Origin of the sequence: Halorubrum sp. FL23 (assembly GCF_052439115.2) — an archaeon.
Lineage (GTDB): Archaea > Halobacteriota > Halobacteria > Halobacteriales > Haloferacaceae > Halorubrum > Halorubrum persicum.
In genome coordinates, this window is sequence record NZ_JBQVRO020000012.1 from 17,629 (window position 1) to 35,757 (window position 18,129).

An 18,129-nucleotide genomic window follows, 5' to 3' on the forward strand; every position below is an offset into this window, starting at 1 on the left:
CGACCCGCCATGGACCCCGCTCTCGTCGCCCTCTTCATCGGTGCAGCGCTCGCCAGCCTGTTTATGGCGTGGGTCATCGGCGCTGGGTCGAGCGGGGCCACCCCGTTTGCGCCCGCCGTCGGCGCCAACGCCATCGCGACCATGCGGGCCGCATTTTTCGTCGGCATTTTCGGCTTCGCCGGCGCCGTCACGCAGGGTGGGAACGTCTCGGAAGCCATCGGCAGCGGCCTCGTCGGCGGTATCAGCCTGCCCGTTACCGGCGTCATCCTCGTGCTCGTGTTGGGTGCGGGGTTGATGGCGGTCGGGATCACGACCGGCTACCCGATCGCGACGGCGTTCACCGTTACCGGGGCCGTCATCGGCGTCGGCCTCGCGCTCGGTGGGACGCCGGTCTGGCCGAAATACCGGCAGATCGCCGCCGTCTGGGTGCTCACCCCCTTCGTCGGGGGTGGCATCGCGTTCACCATCGCGAGCCTGCTTCCGCGTCCCGACGTCCCCGAACGGTACAGCATTCCGTTTCTCGCCGGCCTCGTCGGAGCCGTCCTCGTGAACGTCCAGTTCAGCTTCCTCGGGGCGGGCGGCACGTCGGGGACCATCCGCGGACTCGGACAGCGGACGCTGGGGGTCGACGGTGTCGCGTCGGCGGTCGGCGTGACGGCCCTCGCGGCGCTGGCCATCGCGGTGGTCGTCTGGCGGGACATCCGGCGCGACGAAGCCGGCGGCCTGCGGCGCGTGCTGCTCGCGCTCGGGTCGCTCGTCGCGTTCTCCGCGGGCGGAAGCCAGGTCGGTCTCGCCATCGGGCCGCTGCTGCCGCTGCTCGACGACGTGGAGATGGTCTCGGCGTTCGCCGTCCTCGTTGGCGGCGGCCTGGGGATGCTCGTCGGGTCGTGGACGGGTGCGCCGCGGATGATCAAATCGCTCGCCCAAGATTACTCGTCGCTCGGGCCGCGACGCTCGATCTCGGCGCTCGTCCCGTCGTTCCTGATCGCGCAGCTGGCCGTCCTGTTGGGCGTCCCGGTCTCGTTCAACGAGATCGTCGTCAGCGCCATCATCGGGAGCGGCGCCGCGGTCGGCGGCCGCGAGGCGGTGGACGCGCGAAAGCTCCTCCTGACGGTCGGGGCGTGGGCGGGATCGTTCCTCCTCTCGTTTTCGCTCGCGTACGCTGCCGGCTCGCTCCTCTTCTGACCACTCTGTCACGGCTGTCCCTTCTCTAACCACAACCGCATTGTGCGCAACTCCGTGGTTACTCCGGCAAGCAGTGTACAGAACTGGAGCCGATCTCTCGGTCATCACCGGTTTATGAGTCGATCGTGCGCGAGAGTGCCGTATGTTCTCTGTAAGTTATCGGTACTCCGGCGGAAGTTACCCGGATATAGTATTGTACAGAAAGCCCAAAACCGTTATAGGCACGAAGCAGGTAGAGGGTACTGAGTAGAAATGTGCCAACAGCGAATTTCCGCGTTCGGTAATCGGAGTGAGAATCGATGGCAGGATTAGAGATACCGACTTGGGACCCCGAGACGGCCTTGCTCATCGGGGCGATCCTCCTCGAAGCGGTCGTGCTGTACGTGGGGTACGGTGGCTTCGAACGGCTCTTTCAGCCCTACATCATGAAGCTCCTCATCGGAGGTGAATCGAATGCTCAATAGCGTTCTCGACTGGGCCGGGATCCTGGGAACGAGCCCCGAGATGTTGGGGCTGTTCGTCGGGTTCGGCCTCGTGGTCGGGGTCCTGTTCGGGTTCTTCGGCATGGGGGGATCGTTCCTCGTCACTCCCGCCCTGCTGATGCTGGACTACCCGGCGCCCGTCGCGGTCGGTAGCGGGATGGCGTTCGTCTTCGGGACGGCCGTCATCGCGACCCTGAAACACCACGATCTCGGGCAGGTCGACTACAAGCTCGGCGTAATCATGATCACGGGGACGACCATCGGCATCGAGGCCGGGCGCGCGAGCGTCTACTACCTCGAGTCGCTGGGACTCGCCGGCGGCATCATCAGCGTCGCCTACGTGGTTCTGCTCGGCGGCGTCGGTGCGATGGTGACCCGTGACGCCATGAAGGGTGACGGCGGGGGCGGGGTCGACCACGAGGCGGCCGACAAAGACCTCGACGAGTACGAAATCCCCGAGATCGCGAAGAAGATTCAGCAGACCGTTCGGATTCCGCCGATGGTGACGCTCCGCGGCGACGTCCGCGTCTCCGCGTGGGTCATTACGGCCGTCGCCTTCGCGACCGGCCTCCTGTCCGGCTTCCTCGGCGTCGGTGGCGGCTTCATCCGGATGCCGGCGATGATCTACGCCATCGGCGTCCCGGTGCCCGTCGCCGTCGGGACTGACCTCTTCGAGATCGTCTTCTCCGGTGGCCTCGGGAGTTACCTCTACGGCCAGGGCGGCGGCGTCGATCTCGGGATCGTCGCCCCGCTGCTGTTCGGGAGCGCACTCGGTGCGCGTATCGGGTCCGCCGCGACCGCCGTCGTCGACTCCGACGGAATTAAGATCTACTTCGGCGGGATGCTGTTGATCGGCGCCGTTGCAGTGGGCATCGGCGAGATCGGCTCCTACATCGGCAGCCCGGCTCTCGAACTGCTCGGACTGGTGCTCGTCATCGGTGCGGCAGTCGTCGTCGCCTTCGCAATCCTCTACACGACGGTCACGTCGCTCCGTAAGACGCAACGTCAGGGGACTGCGATGGCGGACTGAACCGCGGTACTCTGTTCGGATCGCGTGTTCGTCGTCTGGCTAATTTTGTCGTGTTAATAGATGGATGACTGCGCGTGCGTCGTCCGTCTGTTCAGCGAGGCTCTGTGCAGAATTGTGCGAACTGTACAAAGTCTTTTAACCGCCCAACGCCTACGAGACAGCGATACCAATGCCTGATTCGATGTCTGAACAACTCCATCGGGATATGACGTGTGACGGACTGTTGGGGTGCTTCCACGGTCTCACGGAGCTCGACAAGGTGTGTTTCCGAGCCCTCGTCGAGGCCGAAGAACCGCTGACCGTCGACGAAATCGCCGAGGCCGTCGATCGCGAACGCTCGACCGCCTACCGTGCCGTGCAGCGGCTGCTGCAGACCGGGTTCATCGAGAAAAACCAGATCAACTACGACCAGGGCGGCTACTACCACGTCTACTCCCCGACGGACCCCTCCAAGATCGCCGATGACATGCAGCGGCTGCTCAACGACTGGTACGCGAAGATGGGACAGCTCATCCACGAGTTCGAGGCCACGTACGACCAGTCCGAGACTGCGGCCCCCGCCGCCGAAAGCTGACGCTCTCTTCTTGGCTGACGCTGCGACGAGTCGACTGCGTGCCGCCGCTGTCGCGATCGACCCGCAATTCGGCCCCGCGTCTCCGAGCGGTTCGCGCCGCGACCGGCGCGGCTCTCGACGAACCGTCGGCGACCGAGGGTTGCGACGAGGTCGTCTCGTTTTATTCACCCGTCCCACGCGCCTGTGGGGGCCGTTGACTATTGACGCCCTAGGTGATGGCGGTAGCAGATGGCGATTGATCGTGTGATTGTCTCGCTTGATGAGGATGCGAACGAGGCGATCGATGATCTCACTGAACGGTCGGGACGCGGACAGAGTGAGGTGTTCCGACCTCGTCCGGCACTATACGGGATTCATGCGTGTTCATACGAGTGCTCGAGCGAGCACGCCCGAGCCGCGTACGGCGACGCAGTGGGTGACAAGATTACCGGGAGGGACACTGACTCAGTGAACAACGGTGGACGATCCGATGAATGAGTCACACCAGCCCCCCGCTCGGCCTGCGGGTCGCGCCCCACCTCGCGATCGTAAGCATGGGGTACGTGATGTTCGGATACGCCGGCGTCCCGGACTTCTACTTGAGCCAGTACGACATCGGCTACACGTCGTTCGGCCTCATGCTCTCGGCGATCCTGCTTCCGCTCGTCCTCGCGCAGTGGCCGGCGAGCAGACTCGTCGAGCGGACCACGACGACCCGGCTGTTGATCGTCGCGACGGTCGCCCAGGCGGGGCTCGCGTCGACCGTGGACTTCGCCCCGACGTTTCCGACGGTGCTCGCGCTCCGGTTCCTGTGGGGGATCGCCGCCGGGCTGGTGCTCAGCGTCGGTGCCACGCACATCGCGCGCCTCTACAGCGGCGACGCCGCGAGCCGCCAGCAGGGCGTGTACGGTGGGATGTTGACCCTCGGTGGGGCGTTCGGCTTCCTGATCACGCCGCGGCTCGTCACGGCGACCGGGGGGATCGGTATCCACGCACTCGGTACCCTCATCGCGGTGCCCGCGGTGGGCGCACTCTATCGCAACCGGCACGACCGACTGACGGGGCCGTCAGAGTCGGCGTCCGAAACCGCCGGCGGGTCGGTGCTGACGAATCCGGTCGTCATCCTCGCGTCGCTCTGCTACGTGGCCGCCATCGGGTCGTACCTGACGCTCTCGGCGTTCATCACCTCGTACTTCGAGGACCTTGGCGTCTTCGGCCCGTTAAACGCACTCGTGCTCGGCGTCGCGACCCTCGGCCGAGCCTCCGGCGGGAGCGTCGTCGTCAGGTTTCCGGTGACCGATCCGAAGATCATCGCCGGCGCGTCGGCGGTCGCCGTGCTCGGGTTCGGCACGCTCGCCGCGGCGCCCGCGGGGCCGCTCCGCGTCGTACTGCCGCTCCTCGTCATGCTGGCGGTGTCGCTTCCGTTCGGCGCGATCTACAACGTCGCCGCGGACGCGACCGCCAGCGAAGGCAGCGCGCTCGCGATGGTCATCGCGATCGGCAACCTCGTCGCGCTGGTGTTACCGGTCGTCACCGGCTCCATCCGCGACGCCACGGGCGGCTACGAGGGCGCCTTTCTGGTGCTGGTCGGGCTGAACACGGTCGCAGTCGGGTCAGCGGTCCTCATCACGCGGACACGCCAATGAGACCGATTCCGCCGCGACCGACCAACTGCTCCGGGGTGACGGGTTACTCCACCCAGACGGTCTTCTCGTTGACGAACTCCTTGATCCCCGCCTCCGAGAGCTCTCGGCCGTAGCCGGAGTCTTTGACGCCGCCGAACGGCACCCGGGGGTCGGATTTGACGAACTGGTTGATGTAGACGCAGCCGGCGTCGATCTGAGAGGCGACCGCGGCACCCCGGTCGCGGTCCTCGGTCCAGATGCTCGCCCCGAGCCCGAACCGAGTATCGTTGGCGATCCGGACCGCTTCCGCCTCGTCTTCGGCGCGGAACACGGCGGCGACCGGGCCGAACAGCTCTTCGTCGTCCGCCGGACAGCCGTCGGGCACGTCCGTCAGAACGGTCGGCGGATAGAACGAGCCGTCGCGCTCGAGCGGCTCGCCGCCCAGCTCGATCGTCGCGCCGGCGTCGACGCTCGCCTCGACCTGCCCGTGGAGCTCCTCCATCAAGTGGCGCTGCGCCTGCGGGCCGATGTCCGTCTCTTCGCGCAGCGGGTCACCGACAGTGAGATCGCGCAGTTCCGCCAGCAACGCCTCGAGGAACTCGTCGTACACGGCGTCGTGGACGACGAACCGCTTCGCGGCGATGCAGGACTGGCCGCCGTTCATGCTCCGGGCCCATGCCCCCGTCTCCGCGGCGTCCTCGACGTCGGCATCGTCCAAGACGATGAACGGGTCGCTGCCGCCCAGCTCGAGGACGGTTTTCTGGAGGTTCTCACCGGCCTTCGCGGCGACCGACCGACCGGCGGGCCCGCTGCCAGTGAGCGTCGCCGCGCGCACTCGGTCGTCGTCGAGCACGTCGTCGACCCTCTCGGACCCGACCAGGAGCGTCTGGAACGCGCCGTCGGGGAAGCCGGCCTCCTCGAACACCTCCTCGATGGCCAGCGCGCAGCCGGGCACGTTCGAGGCGTGTTTCAGCAGCCCGACGTTGCCCGCGGTGAGGTTCGGTGCCGCGAACCTGAACACCTGCCAGAGGGGGAAGTTCCACGGCATGACCGCGAGCACCGGGCCGATCGGCTCGTACTCGGTCCGAACGGTCGTTCCCGGGGGACTGGGGTGGCCGTCCGAGGTGAGATAGCTGCTCGCGTGCGTCGCGTAGTGGTCGCAGACCCACGCGCACTTCTCGACTTCGCCCAGCGCCTGCGAGATGGGTTTCCCCATCTCCTCGGTCATGATCTCGGCGTACCGTCGGTTGTTATCGCGGAGGACGTCGGCGGCGTCAGCCATCAGCTCCGCTCGCTCCCGAATCGGGCGCTCGGCCCACGACGCGAATTCGCTGGCAGCAGCGTCGAGCGCGTCCGCCACCTCCTCGTCCGTGTGTTCGTCGTACGTTGCCACGACTTCGCCGGTCGCTGGGTTTGTAGCGTTCATGATCGGATGCGCAACGCGGTGCCGCGAGTGCGTGAGTAGTGACGCGTCTCAGACCATCAACGTATGGGTGTAGGGTATCTCCCTCGAGCGATAGACTGGGTGGAAGCGGTCGGACCCATGCTCCGTACAACACGGGGCACGCTGCGAAAGAGACGGCATCTCCGTCTCGCTCGCGCTCGCGAATACGCAGACAGCCACCGTAATAGTGTAACTGCTTCCGGTTAACTCCGCGTATTCACCCCGGTCATTTATGATATTGCGGGTTAAGTGTCCTGACAGACGGTATCAAATGACACTACTCACCGCAGACGACGGTCCAGTGCTCCGGGTCGCTGGTCCGAGTCGCCTTCCTGAGTCGGTTTCGGGGGCCGACAGCGCGGTCGCGTTAGTCGGACCCACCGGGGTACCGGCAGTCGAACCACTCGTCATGGTGACGCTCGGTGGCCGAACCGCGTTTCACGCCCGGTGTCCGACCGATCGGATCGACGAGATCGCCACGCGCGTCGGCGACGCCGGCGATGTCACCGCCGGCGATCCGGACGACGTCCGCGACCACGAGCCGGGGCGGTCCCGGTTGCCGACGCCGGACCTCCCGGGACTGCAAACCGGCGTTCGCGACGCGCTCGGCGCCTGCGGCTGGCGGCGACCGACCGATCCCGACGATCACGAGGCGGCGGGGGGGTTCACCGATCCGGACCCGGAGACCGTGATGGAGGTCGGGGCGGAACTCGACGGCCGAGGGTGGGGAGATATCCGGCAGGATGCCCCGCTCGCGGAGCCGTGGCGAGACGTGCGCGAGGGTGACGGTGATCCGGCCGTCGTGGTGAACGCCCACGGGAACCCGGCGGACGCGCTGTTGCTCGAAAGCGCGCCGCTCGAGGTGTTGGACGGCGCCGCCGGACTGGCGGGGGCGCTCGGTGCCGAAGAGGTCATCGTGTACGCGTCGAGCGACGACGAGCGCGCCGTCCAGACGGCGCGGGAGGCGGCGGCGAACTACCCGGCCCCCTCGGTCCCGGTCGACGTCGTGACCGGGCCGGCGACGTACCGGGCGGCCGAGCCGTCGATGGCGATCGAAGCCATCGAGGGGAACCACCGGCTGGAAGCCCGGATCCGCCCGCCCGATCTCGACGCGGTCGGCCTCCACGGCCGACCGACCGTGGTTCACACCCCGCGAACGCTCGCGCAGCTCTCCGTCGCGCTTCGAGAGGGAGCGCCCCCGGAGACTCGAGCGCTGTCGGTCACGGGAGACGTGGACCACCCGGCGACCGTCGAGGTCCCGGAAACCGAAACGCTGGAGACCGTCGTCGACGCGGCCGCCGTCGCCGGCGAGCTCAAGGCGGTCTCGGTCGGCGGGCAGTTCGGCGGTGTCACGGACGACCTGTCGGTGGGCGTCGCCCCGGCCGAACTGGGCGCCGCGCAGTTGGGTTCGGACGGGGTCGTTCGCGTGCTGTCCGCCGACCGGTGCGTCGTCGAATTCGTCGGGCAGCGGACGCAGCTCGCCGCGGAGGAGAACTGCGGTCGTTGCGTTCCCTGTCGGGAGGGGACGACGCAGCTCGCCGGACTCCTCCGGGAGGTGTACGACGGGGGGTACGACCCGGACGCGATCGACGAGCTGATCGAGGTGATGACGTCATCGAGCATCTGTGCGTTCGGCGTGCAGGCCGGGCGGCCGGCCCGGACCGCCCTCTCGGCGTTCGGAGACGAGTTCGAGGCGCACGCCGACGGCCGGTGCCCGGCCGGGAGCTGTCTCGAGCCACTGGAGGCCTGATACCATGAGTTCACAACGACAGGAAACGGCTGACGCACCGCCCCTGACGGAGGAGATCGCCCCGGGAACCGCGTCCGATCCGCCGGTCGAACGCGACGCGCCGGCGACGGTGACCATCGACGGGACGACGGCGACGGTCGGCGTCGGCGAAACGCTGATCGACGCCATCGAGCGGATCGAGACCGACGAGAACGTCCCGGCGCTGTGTCACTACGGTCGAGAGGGAATCGGTCCCCGCAGCGAGTGTCGGACCTGCATGGTCGAGACCGACGACCACGGCGTCGTCCCCGCCTGTAGCTTCCCGGTAGAGGACGGGATGACGGTACGGACGGGCGCCGCCGACGCCTCGCAGGCGCGGGACGTGAACCTCGACCTGGTCCTCTCGAACCACAACCTCCGGTGTACGACCTGCGGCAAGAACGGTCGCTGTGAGCTCCAAGACGCCGCCATCGACGCGGAGGTCGAGGAGCCGCGCTACGGCGTGCTCGACGATCGCGACGAGTACGAGCCGATCGACGACTCGTCGTCGTTCATCCAGATCGACCGCAACAAGTGTATCCTCTGTAACCGGTGCGTCGAGGCGTGCAACGACGTCCAGGTCGAGGGGGTGCTTCGGCTGGAGGGGTCCGGGAGCGACACCCGGATCGGCTTCCAGAGCGACGCCGAGACGATGGAGGACTCCACCTGCGTCTCCTGCGGGCACTGCGCGACCGTCTGTCCGACCGGGTCGCTCGTCGAGAAGGGGATCGAGGACGCGACGACGATCCCGCTGCCGGGGTTCACACAGAAGAACAGCGTCGGCAAGTCGTACGAGAACACCGGGAAGACGAAGGGCCCGATGACGGCCAAAAAGCGGGGAGACGCGTCGGGGGGGGACCGCTCGCGGACCGACGGTGGGGGCGGAGCGGCGACGGGCGGCGGGGAGACGGCGGAGTCCGACCGAGCATCCGGCGACGAGTGGGGAGACGCCGCTGAACGAGGGGGTGAGTGGCCGTGAGCGACGACGAGATGGACGGCGTCGCGGGGTACATGCAAGCGGCGAAACGGCAGGCCCTCCAGAACGTCGAGCACGTCGCCGAGGGCGTCGCCGCGGAGACGCTGTCGGAGGGCAAGCTGTTCGAGATCGCCCAGTCGATCGGCGACAAGCGGTTGGAGGAGCTGAACGTCGCCGACACGACCTGCGGCTACTGCGCGGTGGGGTGTCGGTTCGATCTCTACTCGGACGGCGAGGAGATCCTGGCCGCGCGACCCACCGAAGCCGAGGACGCGCCGGTCAACGGCATCTCCACCTGCGTCAAGGGGAAGTTCGGGTACGACTTCGTCAACTCCGACGACCGCCTGACGACGCCGCTCGTGCGGGACGAGCGCGGCGAGTTCCGCGAGGCGACGTGGGACGAGGCGCTCTCTCGCGTCGTCGAGGGGCTCGGGTCGATACAGGAGGAGCACGGCGGCGAGGCCCTGTCCGTGATCGCCTCCTCGAAGGCGACCAACGAGGAGAACTACCTGATGGGGAAGTTCGCCAGACAGGTGCTCGGCACCAACAGCGTCGACAACTGCAACCGGCTGTGCCACTCCTCGACGGTCGCCGGGCTCGCGAAGACGTACGGCTACGGCGCCGCCTCGATAAGCACCGACGACCTCGAGATCGCCGACTGCGTCCTCCTCACGGGGTCGAACACGACGGAGGCGCACCCGGTGCTCGCGACGCGGATCAAACAGAACGTTCGAGACGGGGCCGACCTCCTCGTCTTCGATCCCCGCGAGGTCCAGATCGCGGAGTACGCGACCCAGTACACCCGGGTGAACCCGGGATACGACGCGGTCTGGATCAACGCGATCACGCGCCACATCGTCAACAACGACCTGTACGACGAGGCGTTCGTCGAGGAGCGGACGACCGGGTTCGAGGCGGTGAGAGAGGCGGTCCAGGAGTTCACCCCCGAACGCGTCGAGGAGGTCACCGGCGTTCCGCACGAGGAGATCGTCTCCGCCGCCGAAACGATCGCCGACGCCGACAGGTGCGTGTTCGGCTGGACGCTCGGGCTCACCGAACACTCCCACGGGACGGAGAACGTGATGGCGATGGCCAACCTCGCCGCGGTCACCGGCAACCTCGGGAAGCCGGGGACGGGCGTCTCGCCGTTCCGCGGCCAGAACAACGTGCAGGGCGGCGGCGGTGATATGGGGCCGCTCCCGGACAACTTCCCGGGCTACCAGGACATCGCCGACGACGAGATACGCGCGAAGTTCGAGGAGGCGTGGGAGTGCGAGATCTCGCCGGAGTACGGCTACTACACGACCCAGATGTTCCTCGCGGCCGACGACGACGACCTCAGGGGGATGTACATCATCGGCGAGAACGCCGCGCTCTCCGAACCCGGCGTCAACCACGCCGAGGACATCCTCGAAGAGTTGGAGTTCCTCGTCGTCCAGGACCTGTTCGTCAACGAGACCGCGCAGTACGCCGACGTGGTGCTTCCCGCGTGTTCGTTCGTCGAGAAGACGGGGACGTTCACGAACACGGACCGCACGGTACAGATGGTCAACGAGGTGATGGAGCCGAAGGGAGACTCCCGGCCCGACTGGGAGATCCTCCAAGCCCTCGCGAACCGCATGGGACGGGAGTGGTCGTACGACTCGACCGCCGAGATCATGGAGGAGGTGAACTCGCTGACGCCGCTGTACGGCGGGGTGACCCACGACCGCGTCGAGTCGGAGGGCGGGCTCCAGTGGCCCTGCTGGGACGAGGACCATCCCGGAACCGAACGGCTCTACGCGGACGCGTTCAACACCGACGACGGCAAGGCCCACCTCCAGGCCGTCGGCTACAGCGAACCGGCGGAGACCCCGGACGAGGAGTACCCGTTCACGCTCACGACCGGGCGCGTCCTCTACCAGTACCACACCGGCACGATGACGCACCGCGAGGAGGGGATCATGCAGTACACGCCGAGCGACTTCATCGAGATCAACCCCGACACCGCCGCAAACTACGGGATCGAAAGCGGCGACATGGTTCGCGTCACCTCGCGCCGCGGTGAGATCGTCGTCCCCGCGCAGGTGACGGATCGGGTCGGCCCCGAGAGCGTCTTCATCCCGATCCACTTCGCCGAGAGCGCCGTCAACCGCCTCACGGACGAGGAACACCTCGATCCCGCCGCCGCGACGCCGGAGTTCAAGGTGTCCGCGGTTCGGATCGCTCCGGACGAGGGCGATCCGGAAGCCGTTACGGCCGCCGACGCCGCCGCCGGGGGTGACGACTGAGATGGCGAAACCGACCGAGAGCTACCCCGAGACGGCGACTCACGGGTCGACGAAGCGGGAGACGAACGGCGAGGGCGACGCCGCGTTACAGGAGGCGCTCTCCACGCACGGCGAGGCGCTCGCGGAGGCCGTCGACAGCACCGACGAACTCCAAGACGTCCTCTCGACGGCCGTCCTGATCGCGGCGAGCGCCGACGAGGACGAGCTCGAGCACGTCACCGCTTCGGCCGCCAACCTCGTGGCGGCCGCCGACGGCCTCTCGACGGACGGGGCGGCGACGCTCGCGACCGACCTCGGCGACAACGCCGAGGAGCTGTCCGCGTCGCTGGACACCGTTCTCGTCCTCCAGCGGGAGGGACACCTCGACGACCTCGTGGCCATCGCGACGGCGTTCACCGAGTCGCTCTCCGCGGCGGAGGTCGAGGAGCTGTCGACGACGCTCGAAGACAACGGGACCGAGATCGTCGAGGCGTTGGACCTGGTGCTCGAACTGCAGCGCGGCGGCCAACTCGAGGAGCTCGTCGATCTCGCGAACACGCTCTCGGCCCTCGAGATCGACGAGGACACCGCGGAGGGGCTGAACAACCTCCTCGGCGCCGTCGGCGAGGCACAGCGCAGTTCCGAACGCGTCGGGGTCCTCGGCCTCCTCCGCGAGCTCCGGAGCCGCGACGCCCGCGACGGCCTCGGCTACCTCGTCGAGTTCCTGAAGGCCCAGGGACGCGGCCTCAGGCGCTGAGAGACACCGTGTCCGATCGAACGCCCGATGAGACGGTGTGCCCGCTCTGCGGCGTCGGCTGCCGGTTGAAACCGACGGCCGACGAATCGCGTGCGCAGGGCGTCGCCGGCCCGGCGAACCCCGACGGGCGGCTCTGCCGGAACGGCGTCACCGCGTTCGACACGCCGGACGATCGCCTCACGACGCCGCTCGTTCGGCGAGGCGGGGAGCTGCGACCGGCGTCGTGGGAGACCGCCTACGAGCGCGTCGAAGCGTCGTTCGGATCCATCTTGCGCGCAGACGGCCCGGACGCGCTGGCGTTTCTCGGCGCGCCCCACTGCACGAACGAGGAGAACTACCTCCTCCAGAAGCTCGCCCGGATGCTCGGGACGAACAACGTCGACAACCGCTCCCGGCTCTGCCACGCCTCGACGGCGCGGATCCTCGAAGACCGGGTGGGGTGGCCGGCGACGACGAACAGCCTCGCCGGCCTCCGGGAGGCGGATGTCATCCTCGTCGCCGGGGCCAACCCCGCCGAACGACAGCCGGTCGCGTTCAACAGCTTCGTCAGGCCGGCGGTCAACGACGGGGCCACGCTCGTCCACATCGAGCCGGCCGGAAACCGGACGACACGGCTGGCCGACATCCACGTCACGCCGCGACCGGGGACGGACGCGCTGGTGTTCGACTGTCTGAGCCGGCGGCTCCTCGCGGCCGAAACCGGCGTCGATCGGTCCTTCGTCGACGCCCGGACACGGGGGTTCGAGCGGTTCGCGGCGTCGATGGCCGACGCGGAACCCGCCGCCGCCCTCACGGCCGCGGGAGTCACGGGAGAGACGATCGAAGCGGTGGCGTCCCGGCTGGCGGACGCCGACCGGATCGCCGGGCTCGTCGGGACCGGGATCGAGGGTGGCACGGGCGCGCTGAACGCGCCGGAGGCGCTGCTCAACATGCTGCTGCTGACGGGGAACGTCGGGCGACGTGGATCCGGCCTGTACGTGCTCCGCGGGCTCGCCAACGAGCAGGGCGCCGCCGACGCCGGCTGCGTCCCCGACAGGTTGCCGGGGCACCAGCCGGTGACGGCGGCGACCGCGCGCGAGCGGGTCGAGTCCGAGTGGGGCGTCGCGCCGCCGCCGACGCCCGGCAAGACGGCGACGGCGCTGCTCGAATCTTTCGGCGGGGAGATCCGGGGCGCGCTCGTGGTCGGCGAGAACCCCGCGATATCGAAACGCGACCGGGAGTGGGTGCAGCGCCGACTGGACGCGATCGATTCGCTGGTCGCCGTCGACCTCGTCGCGAACGAGACCACGCGACACGCGGACGTCGTGTTGCCGGCCGCGGCCGGAACCGAAAAGGCGGGGACCTTCACGAACCTGGAGCGCCGGATCCAGCGGAGCCGACCGGTCCAGACGCCACCGGGCGAGGCGCGCCCCGACCGGGACATACTCGCCGACCTCGGGACGCGGTTGACCGACCGCCCGTCCGCGTTCGAGTACGCGGACGCCGGAGCGGTGTTCGACGAACTGTGCCGTGTCGCGCCCACGCACGCTGGGATCTCCGATGCGGCGGTCGGAGAGGGAGGCCGCCAGTGGCCCGCCGGCGAGGGCGGGGAAGACGCCGACCCGCTCTATCGCGAGCGGTTCGAAACGCCGGACGGGTACGCGCGGTTCGGAACGGCACAGCCGTTCGTCGAGCCCGACGCGACCGACGAGCTGCGGCTGGTGACTGGCGGGCGGACCACCGACCGCTCCGCCCAGGGGCCGGCCGCCCCGGTGCTCCGGATCAACCCGAGCGACGCCGAGGAACGCGGCCTCGACGACGATGTCGACGAGGCCGCCGAAGCGCTCGTCGTCGTTTCCAGCGGCGACGTGTCGGTTCGGGCCACCCCCGAGTTCGATCCGGGCGTTCGACGGGGGACGGCGTACCTCTCCGCAGACGCCGCGGATCCGCTTCTTCGTCGCGGGATCGAGGTCGTAAGCGTTCGGTCGGCCGACGCCGAGCGCTGATCGAACTCCCCGCCGGGGCGGCGGTCAGAGCGCCTCGGTGTACACTCTCACCTCGCCCTCGTTGGTGATTCCGACGTCGATGGTCGTCTTCAGCTCACTCTGGTTCGTACAGCCTTCGAGGGCCCCGTAGAGGTGGGTGTACAGCTCCGGACGGCAGTACGCGATTTTGACGCCGGCTTCGTTCCCGTGATCGTAGACGCTGGCGACCAGATCGTCGAAGCTCGTCCCCGGGGAGACGGAGAACTGGATCGGCGATCGGATCGTCCGAGCGAGTTCCAGCGTGCGGCGCGCCTTCTCGATGTTCTGTTCCGCGGCTCGTTCGATCGCGCTGACGTTCGCGTCGGTCGTTCCCAGCCGATCCGCGACCTCCTGTTGTGTCCGCCCCTGCTCTCGGAGTTCGAGCACCGTCACCTGTCGTTCGGTCAGCGCGGTCGAGTCGGCAGAGACCATGCCGTAGTTAAACAGATGTGTTTGAGTTAAGCTTTTGGCTCAAACACTTCTGCACACCGTATGGCGAATCGCTCCCCGACGATGCGACGACGGTTCCTCCTGACTGCCGGGACCGCGGCCGTCGCCGGTGTCGCGGGCTGTACGGGCGGGAGAAGCGAAGCGGGCGGTCAGTCGCCGACGATCGCTATCCTCGCGGCTGGCAGTCTGCAGAACGCGATGGCGAACGGGCTCGCGCCGGCCGTCGACGTTCCGGTCGAGATCGAAGCGCACGGCTCCGCGACCGTCGCCCGAATGATCGCCGAGGGGCAGCGCGACCCCGACATCGTCTCGGTCGCCGACGTGGCCCTCTTCGAGGAGCCGCTGTCGCCGCCGTGGCACTCGGTGTTCACCAGCAACTCCGTCGTCATCGCGTACAACCCGGAGACGGAGGGCGGGGCGCGCCTGGCCGAGGCCGGCTCCGAGCGCTGGTATGAACCGCTGCTCGACGGACGCGTAACGATCGGTCGCACCGATCCCGACCAGGATCCGCTCGGGTATCGCACCCTCTTCATGTTCGAACTCGCCTCGCGGTACTACGACGACGCGCCGAACCTCAGGGAGCAGATCCCGCGACAGGACCAGATCTATCCCGAGACATCGTTGATCAGTCAGTTCGAAACCGGCTCCGTCGACGCCGCGATCGCGTACCGAAACATGGCCGTCGAACGCGACTACGAGTACATCGCACTCCCGGACCAGATCAACCTGAGCAATCCTCGGTACGCGGCGGAGTGGTATGCGACGACCTCGTACACGCTGCCCAGCGGCCGGGAAATACGCGGCGGACTCATCAGCTACGGCTCGACCATTCGACACATGAGCGACGCTGCGGTCGCCGTGTTCGACGCCCACACGACCGGGAGCTATCTCGCGGAACACGGGTTTCTCCTCCGCGACCAGTTCCCCGCCTACACGGGCGCCGTCCCCCAGCGCGTGCGACAAACAGCAGGCCGGTCGAACGAGACGCAGTCCCGACTCGGCGGCCCAACCGAACCGCTGTCCTCAACCGTCTCGGATGTCACCGTCCTGATCTGAATGGCGGTGGGCTCGAACACGGATCGATCGGGGACGGTGACGGTGGGATTCGACTGGCTCAGCGTCGCGCTCGTCCTCGGCGGGGTGCTCCTCCTGTACTACGTGGTGCCGTTGGTGTCGCTGTTTCTCTCGGTCCCGGCCGGGGATATTCTCGCACAGATAACCAATCCGACCGTCGTCGACGCGGCGACCACGTCGCTGCTGTCGGCGTCGGTCAGCACCGTCATCGCCACCCTGTTCGGCCTACCGCTCGCGTACTGGCTCGCTCGCACCGACGGGGCCGTGATGAAGGGCGTCCTCGCGGTCGTGATCCTCCCGTTAGTGCTCCCCCCGACGGTCGGCGGCATCGTGCTGCTCACCGTTTTCGGCCCCGGATCGCCGCTCGGGGAGGCCGCGGTTGCCGCCGGGTTCCCGCTCACGCGGTCGCTCGCCGGCGTGGTGCTCGCCCAGACATTCGTCGCGTCGCCGTTCGTGGTCGTGACCGCCAAAGCGGCGTTCGAGAGCGTCGACCAGACGCTCGAGTACGCCTCTCGATCGCTGGGAAAAGGTCGGTTGACGACCGCTCGACGCGTAACGCTACCCCTGGCCGGCCCCGGCATTCTCGCCGGCGTGACCCTCGCGTTCGCGCGGGCGATCGGCGAGTTCGGCGCGACGATGATGATGGCGTACTACCCCCGAACGATGCCGGTACAGATCTGGGTGGCGTTCATCGAGCTCGGCTTGGATAACGCGTATCCGGTGGCGATACTCCTGGTCGGGATCGCCGTCGCGGCGCTCGCGGTGCTCAACACGGTCGCGTCGAACCCATGGGAATGACGCTCGAACTTTCGCGACTGCGCAAGAGCTACGGCCAGTTCGACTTCGGTCCGGCGGACCTGACGGTCGACGACGAAGTGCTCGCCGTCTTGGGACCGTCCGGCAGCGGGAAGACGACGCTGCTCTCGCTGGTGGCCGGTATCGCGGTCCCGGACGCCGGATCGATGCGGCTCGACGGTCGCGAACTGGTCGGCCTGCCGCTCGAAGACCGGCGCGTGGGGATGGTCTTCCAGGAGGGGGCGCTCTTCCCCCATATGACCGCCCGAGAGAACATCGAGTACGCGGCTAGGGACGGCGATCGCGTCGGCTCGCTCGCGACGCTGCTCGAACTCGACGGCGTGCTGGAGCGGAAGCCCGCGACGCTCTCCGGCGGGGAGCGACAACGCGTGGCCCTCGCGCGAACGCTCGCGACCGACCCGGACGCGCTGCTCCTCGACGAGCCGCTGTCGAGCCTCGACGCACCGATCCGGAAACGGCTCCGCGACGAGCTGTATCGCCTGTTCGAGTCGCTCGACATCCCCGTTCTCTACGTCACGCACGACCAGCGCACGGCGACGGCGCTCGGCGACCGACTCGCCATCGTTCGAGACGGGGGGATCGAACAGGTTGGCCCGCCCTCGACGGTGATCACTCGACCGACGAGCCGCTTCGTCGCCCGCTTTACGGGGACCGAGAACGTCTTCGACGGGACGGTGACCGACCGACCGTCGACCGGAGCGACCGTGTCGGTCGGCGACGTTCGGCTCCAGACGACCGTTTCGGATGTGCCCGCCTCAGCCGTGACGGTCTGTATCCACCCGTCACGGATCACCGTCGAAGCCCCCGACGAAGTCGACGAGAATCGACCCGCGAACGCGGTCACGGGGACGGTCGCCCGGTGGCTGAACGAGGGGAGCGAATACCGAATCGACGTCGAGTGCGACGCCGGTTCGATCACGCTCACGACGAACGTCCGGCCGCCGACGTTCGAACGGCTCGCGCTCGCGAACGGCACGGAGCTCAGCGTGCTGATCCCGCGGGAGTCGATCCACCTGATTCCGGAGCACGAGTAGCTCCGAGCACCCCGCCGAACCCGACCGATCGCAGACGACGCACGACGCCGGTCCGACGGCCCCGAGTCGGGCGCCGTAGGGGAGAGGTGCCTACTCGATCGTGCGGAAGGCCGGATCGAAGCCGTTGAGCTCGTCGATCCGCTCTTGGATCTGTCCGCGGATCCGGTTGACCTCCCTGCGTAAATCCTCCAGCGCGGCCTCCGTCCCGGCCGTGCTGCTGGTCTCGATCGCGACGATCTTCGAGGTCAACCTGAAGTAGCGCTGGAGTTCGTCGTCCAACTGCGACCGCAGCCGGAGCTCGTTGACGGTCTCCCGAAGCTCGGCCTTCGTCAGCGGCTTCGTGAGGTACTCGTCGCAGGGGATGTCGACCAGATCGCAGCCGGGTTCGGTGCTGGTGAGCATCGCCTTTTGGTCTTCGATGTCCCGCTCGTTCATCTTCTGAATGACCGTCGACCCCGGAATGTCCGGCATCCGGCGGTCGAGGATCACGACGCTGACCTCCGAGTCGTACCACGTGAGCGCGCCGGACCCCGAGTTGGACGTCCGGACGTCGTACTCCGGCTCGAGCCACCGCGAGTACGTCGCGGCGAGGTCCCTGTCGTCCTCTACCACCAGCACCGTCGGATCTGCGGAGTCGGATTCGTTTGGCATAGTCGTGAAACCCCCGTGATATGGGCTCTGAA

At 67.9% G+C, this 18,129-nt stretch carries 16 protein-coding genes; 13 read left to right on the top strand and 3 right to left on the bottom strand.

The window, feature by feature from the left end; genetic code table 11:
* The first annotated feature begins 9 nt into the window (after window positions 1-9).
* From ACT4MF_RS14185 to ACT4MF_RS14205, 5 genes are all read left to right on the top strand, one after another.
* Complete coding sequence (locus ACT4MF_RS14185; RefSeq protein ID WP_444683086.1) at window positions 10-1,185, top strand: inorganic phosphate transporter; 1,176 nt, start codon at window positions 10-12, stop codon at window positions 1,183-1,185.
* 299 nt (window positions 1,186-1,484) lie between these two features.
* Window positions 1,485-1,649: a DUF7512 family protein gene (locus ACT4MF_RS14190; protein ID WP_180271869.1), complete on the top strand. Its 165-nt coding sequence runs from the start codon at window positions 1,485-1,487 to the stop codon at window positions 1,647-1,649.
* Window positions 1,639-2,697 (top strand): sulfite exporter TauE/SafE family protein, encoded by a 1,059-nt coding sequence (locus tag ACT4MF_RS14195; protein ID WP_099256793.1) that lies wholly within the window; start codon window positions 1,639-1,641, stop codon window positions 2,695-2,697. The genes ACT4MF_RS14190 and ACT4MF_RS14195 overlap by 11 nt, the downstream gene beginning before the upstream one ends.
* A gap of 169 nt (window positions 2,698-2,866) precedes the next feature.
* A complete protein-coding gene (locus ACT4MF_RS14200; protein ID WP_444683087.1) occupies window positions 2,867-3,271 on the top strand; it encodes a helix-turn-helix domain-containing protein in 405 nt (134 codons plus the stop codon).
* 473 nt (window positions 3,272-3,744) lie between these two features.
* Complete coding sequence (locus ACT4MF_RS14205; protein ID WP_444683089.1) at window positions 3,745-4,896, top strand: MFS transporter; 1,152 nt, start codon at window positions 3,745-3,747, stop codon at window positions 4,894-4,896.
* Between the two features lie 43 nt (window positions 4,897-4,939).
* Here ACT4MF_RS14205 and ACT4MF_RS14210 read toward each other — a convergent pair whose 3' ends face one another.
* Complete coding sequence (locus ACT4MF_RS14210; protein WP_099256790.1) at window positions 4,940-6,301, bottom strand: NAD-dependent succinate-semialdehyde dehydrogenase; 1,362 nt, start codon at window positions 6,299-6,301, stop codon at window positions 4,940-4,942.
* Between the two features lie 427 nt (window positions 6,302-6,728).
* Here ACT4MF_RS14210 and ACT4MF_RS14215 point away from each other — a divergent pair, with 427 nt between their 5' ends.
* The 5 genes from ACT4MF_RS14215 to ACT4MF_RS14235 are packed head-to-tail and all read left to right on the top strand — an operon-like array spanning window position 6,729 to window position 14,054.
* Window positions 6,729-8,069 (top strand): NADH-ubiquinone oxidoreductase-F iron-sulfur binding region domain-containing protein, encoded by a 1,341-nt coding sequence (locus ACT4MF_RS14215; RefSeq protein WP_512053300.1) that lies wholly within the window; start codon window positions 6,729-6,731, stop codon window positions 8,067-8,069.
* Between the two features lie 4 nt (window positions 8,070-8,073).
* Window positions 8,074-9,066, top strand: coding sequence for a 2Fe-2S iron-sulfur cluster-binding protein (locus tag ACT4MF_RS14220; RefSeq protein ID WP_444683091.1), 993 nt, complete (start codon window positions 8,074-8,076; stop codon window positions 9,064-9,066).
* A 32-nt stretch (window positions 9,067-9,098) separates the two neighbouring features.
* Window positions 9,099-11,333 carry a formate dehydrogenase subunit alpha gene (fdhF, locus tag ACT4MF_RS14225; protein ID WP_444683139.1) on the top strand — a complete coding sequence of 745 codons (2,235 nt, stop codon included), beginning with the start codon at window positions 9,099-9,101 and terminating at the stop codon, window positions 11,331-11,333.
* A 1-nt stretch (window position 11,334) separates the two neighbouring features.
* Window positions 11,335-12,069 (top strand): helical membrane plugin domain-containing protein, encoded by a 735-nt coding sequence (locus tag ACT4MF_RS14230; protein ID WP_099256845.1) that lies wholly within the window; start codon window positions 11,335-11,337, stop codon window positions 12,067-12,069.
* Window positions 12,070-12,077: 8 nt separating this feature from the next.
* Window positions 12,078-14,054: a molybdopterin oxidoreductase family protein gene (locus tag ACT4MF_RS14235; protein WP_444683092.1), complete on the top strand. Its 1,977-nt coding sequence runs from the start codon at window positions 12,078-12,080 to the stop codon at window positions 14,052-14,054.
* Window positions 14,055-14,078: 24 nt separating this feature from the next.
* Here the strand turns inward: ACT4MF_RS14235 and ACT4MF_RS14240 are convergent, their stop codons facing one another.
* The gene (locus tag ACT4MF_RS14240) at window positions 14,079-14,504 is read right to left on the bottom strand and encodes a Tfx family DNA-binding protein (RefSeq protein ID WP_099256787.1); all 426 of its coding nucleotides are present in this window, start codon (window positions 14,502-14,504) and stop codon (window positions 14,079-14,081) included.
* A gap of 60 nt (window positions 14,505-14,564) precedes the next feature.
* Between ACT4MF_RS14240 and ACT4MF_RS14245 the strand changes: the two genes are divergently transcribed.
* From ACT4MF_RS14245 to ACT4MF_RS14255, 3 genes are read left to right on the top strand one after another with little or no spacing between them, the layout of a single operon-like run.
* Window positions 14,565-15,578, top strand: a complete 1,014-nt coding sequence (locus ACT4MF_RS14245; RefSeq protein WP_444683093.1) for an extracellular solute-binding protein — start codon at window positions 14,565-14,567, stop codon at window positions 15,576-15,578.
* On the top strand, window positions 15,579-16,394 hold the full coding sequence (locus ACT4MF_RS14250) for a molybdate ABC transporter permease subunit (RefSeq protein WP_444683094.1): 816 nt from the start codon (window positions 15,579-15,581) through the stop codon (window positions 16,392-16,394).
* Window positions 16,391-17,446, top strand: a complete 1,056-nt coding sequence (locus ACT4MF_RS14255; protein WP_444683095.1) for an ABC transporter ATP-binding protein — start codon at window positions 16,391-16,393, stop codon at window positions 17,444-17,446. Before ACT4MF_RS14250 ends, ACT4MF_RS14255 begins: the two co-directional genes overlap by 4 nt.
* A 90-nt stretch (window positions 17,447-17,536) precedes the next feature.
* On the opposite strand, the gene ACT4MF_RS14260 is transcribed toward ACT4MF_RS14255, so the two are convergent.
* Complete coding sequence (locus ACT4MF_RS14260) at window positions 17,537-18,097, bottom strand: response regulator transcription factor (protein WP_444683096.1); 561 nt, start codon at window positions 18,095-18,097, stop codon at window positions 17,537-17,539.
* Between the last annotated feature and the right edge of the window lie 32 nt (window positions 18,098-18,129).

Coding starts and splice junctions, on each gene's coding strand:
- ACT4MF_RS14185 (WP_444683086.1), top strand. CDS start 10: ATGGACCCCGCTCTCGTCGCCCTCTTCATCGGTGCAGCGCTCGCCAGC.
- ACT4MF_RS14210 (WP_099256790.1), bottom strand. CDS start 6,301: ATGAACGCTACAAACCCAGCGACCGGCGAAGTCGTGGCAACGTACGAC.
- ACT4MF_RS14220 (WP_444683091.1), top strand. CDS start 8,074: ATGAGTTCACAACGACAGGAAACGGCTGACGCACCGCCCCTGACGGAG.
- ACT4MF_RS14260 (WP_444683096.1), bottom strand. CDS start 18,097: ATGCCAAACGAATCCGACTCCGCAGATCCGACGGTGCTGGTGGTAGAG.
- ACT4MF_RS14200 (WP_444683087.1), top strand. CDS start 2,867: ATGCCTGATTCGATGTCTGAACAACTCCATCGGGATATGACGTGTGAC.
- ACT4MF_RS14195 (WP_099256793.1), top strand. CDS start 1,639: ATGCTCAATAGCGTTCTCGACTGGGCCGGGATCCTGGGAACGAGCCCC.
- ACT4MF_RS14255 (WP_444683095.1), top strand. CDS start 16,391: ATGACGCTCGAACTTTCGCGACTGCGCAAGAGCTACGGCCAGTTCGAC.
- ACT4MF_RS14230 (WP_099256845.1), top strand. CDS start 11,335: ATGGCGAAACCGACCGAGAGCTACCCCGAGACGGCGACTCACGGGTCG.
- ACT4MF_RS14190 (WP_180271869.1), top strand. CDS start 1,485: ATGGCAGGATTAGAGATACCGACTTGGGACCCCGAGACGGCCTTGCTC.
- fdhF (WP_444683139.1), top strand. CDS start 9,099: ATGCAAGCGGCGAAACGGCAGGCCCTCCAGAACGTCGAGCACGTCGCC.
- ACT4MF_RS14250 (WP_444683094.1), top strand. CDS start 15,579: ATGGCGGTGGGCTCGAACACGGATCGATCGGGGACGGTGACGGTGGGA.
- ACT4MF_RS14215 (WP_512053300.1), top strand. CDS start 6,729: ATGGTGACGCTCGGTGGCCGAACCGCGTTTCACGCCCGGTGTCCGACC.
- ACT4MF_RS14205 (WP_444683089.1), top strand. CDS start 3,745: ATGAGTCACACCAGCCCCCCGCTCGGCCTGCGGGTCGCGCCCCACCTC.
- ACT4MF_RS14245 (WP_444683093.1), top strand. CDS start 14,565: ATGGCGAATCGCTCCCCGACGATGCGACGACGGTTCCTCCTGACTGCC.
- ACT4MF_RS14240 (WP_099256787.1), bottom strand. CDS start 14,504: ATGGTCTCTGCCGACTCGACCGCGCTGACCGAACGACAGGTGACGGTG.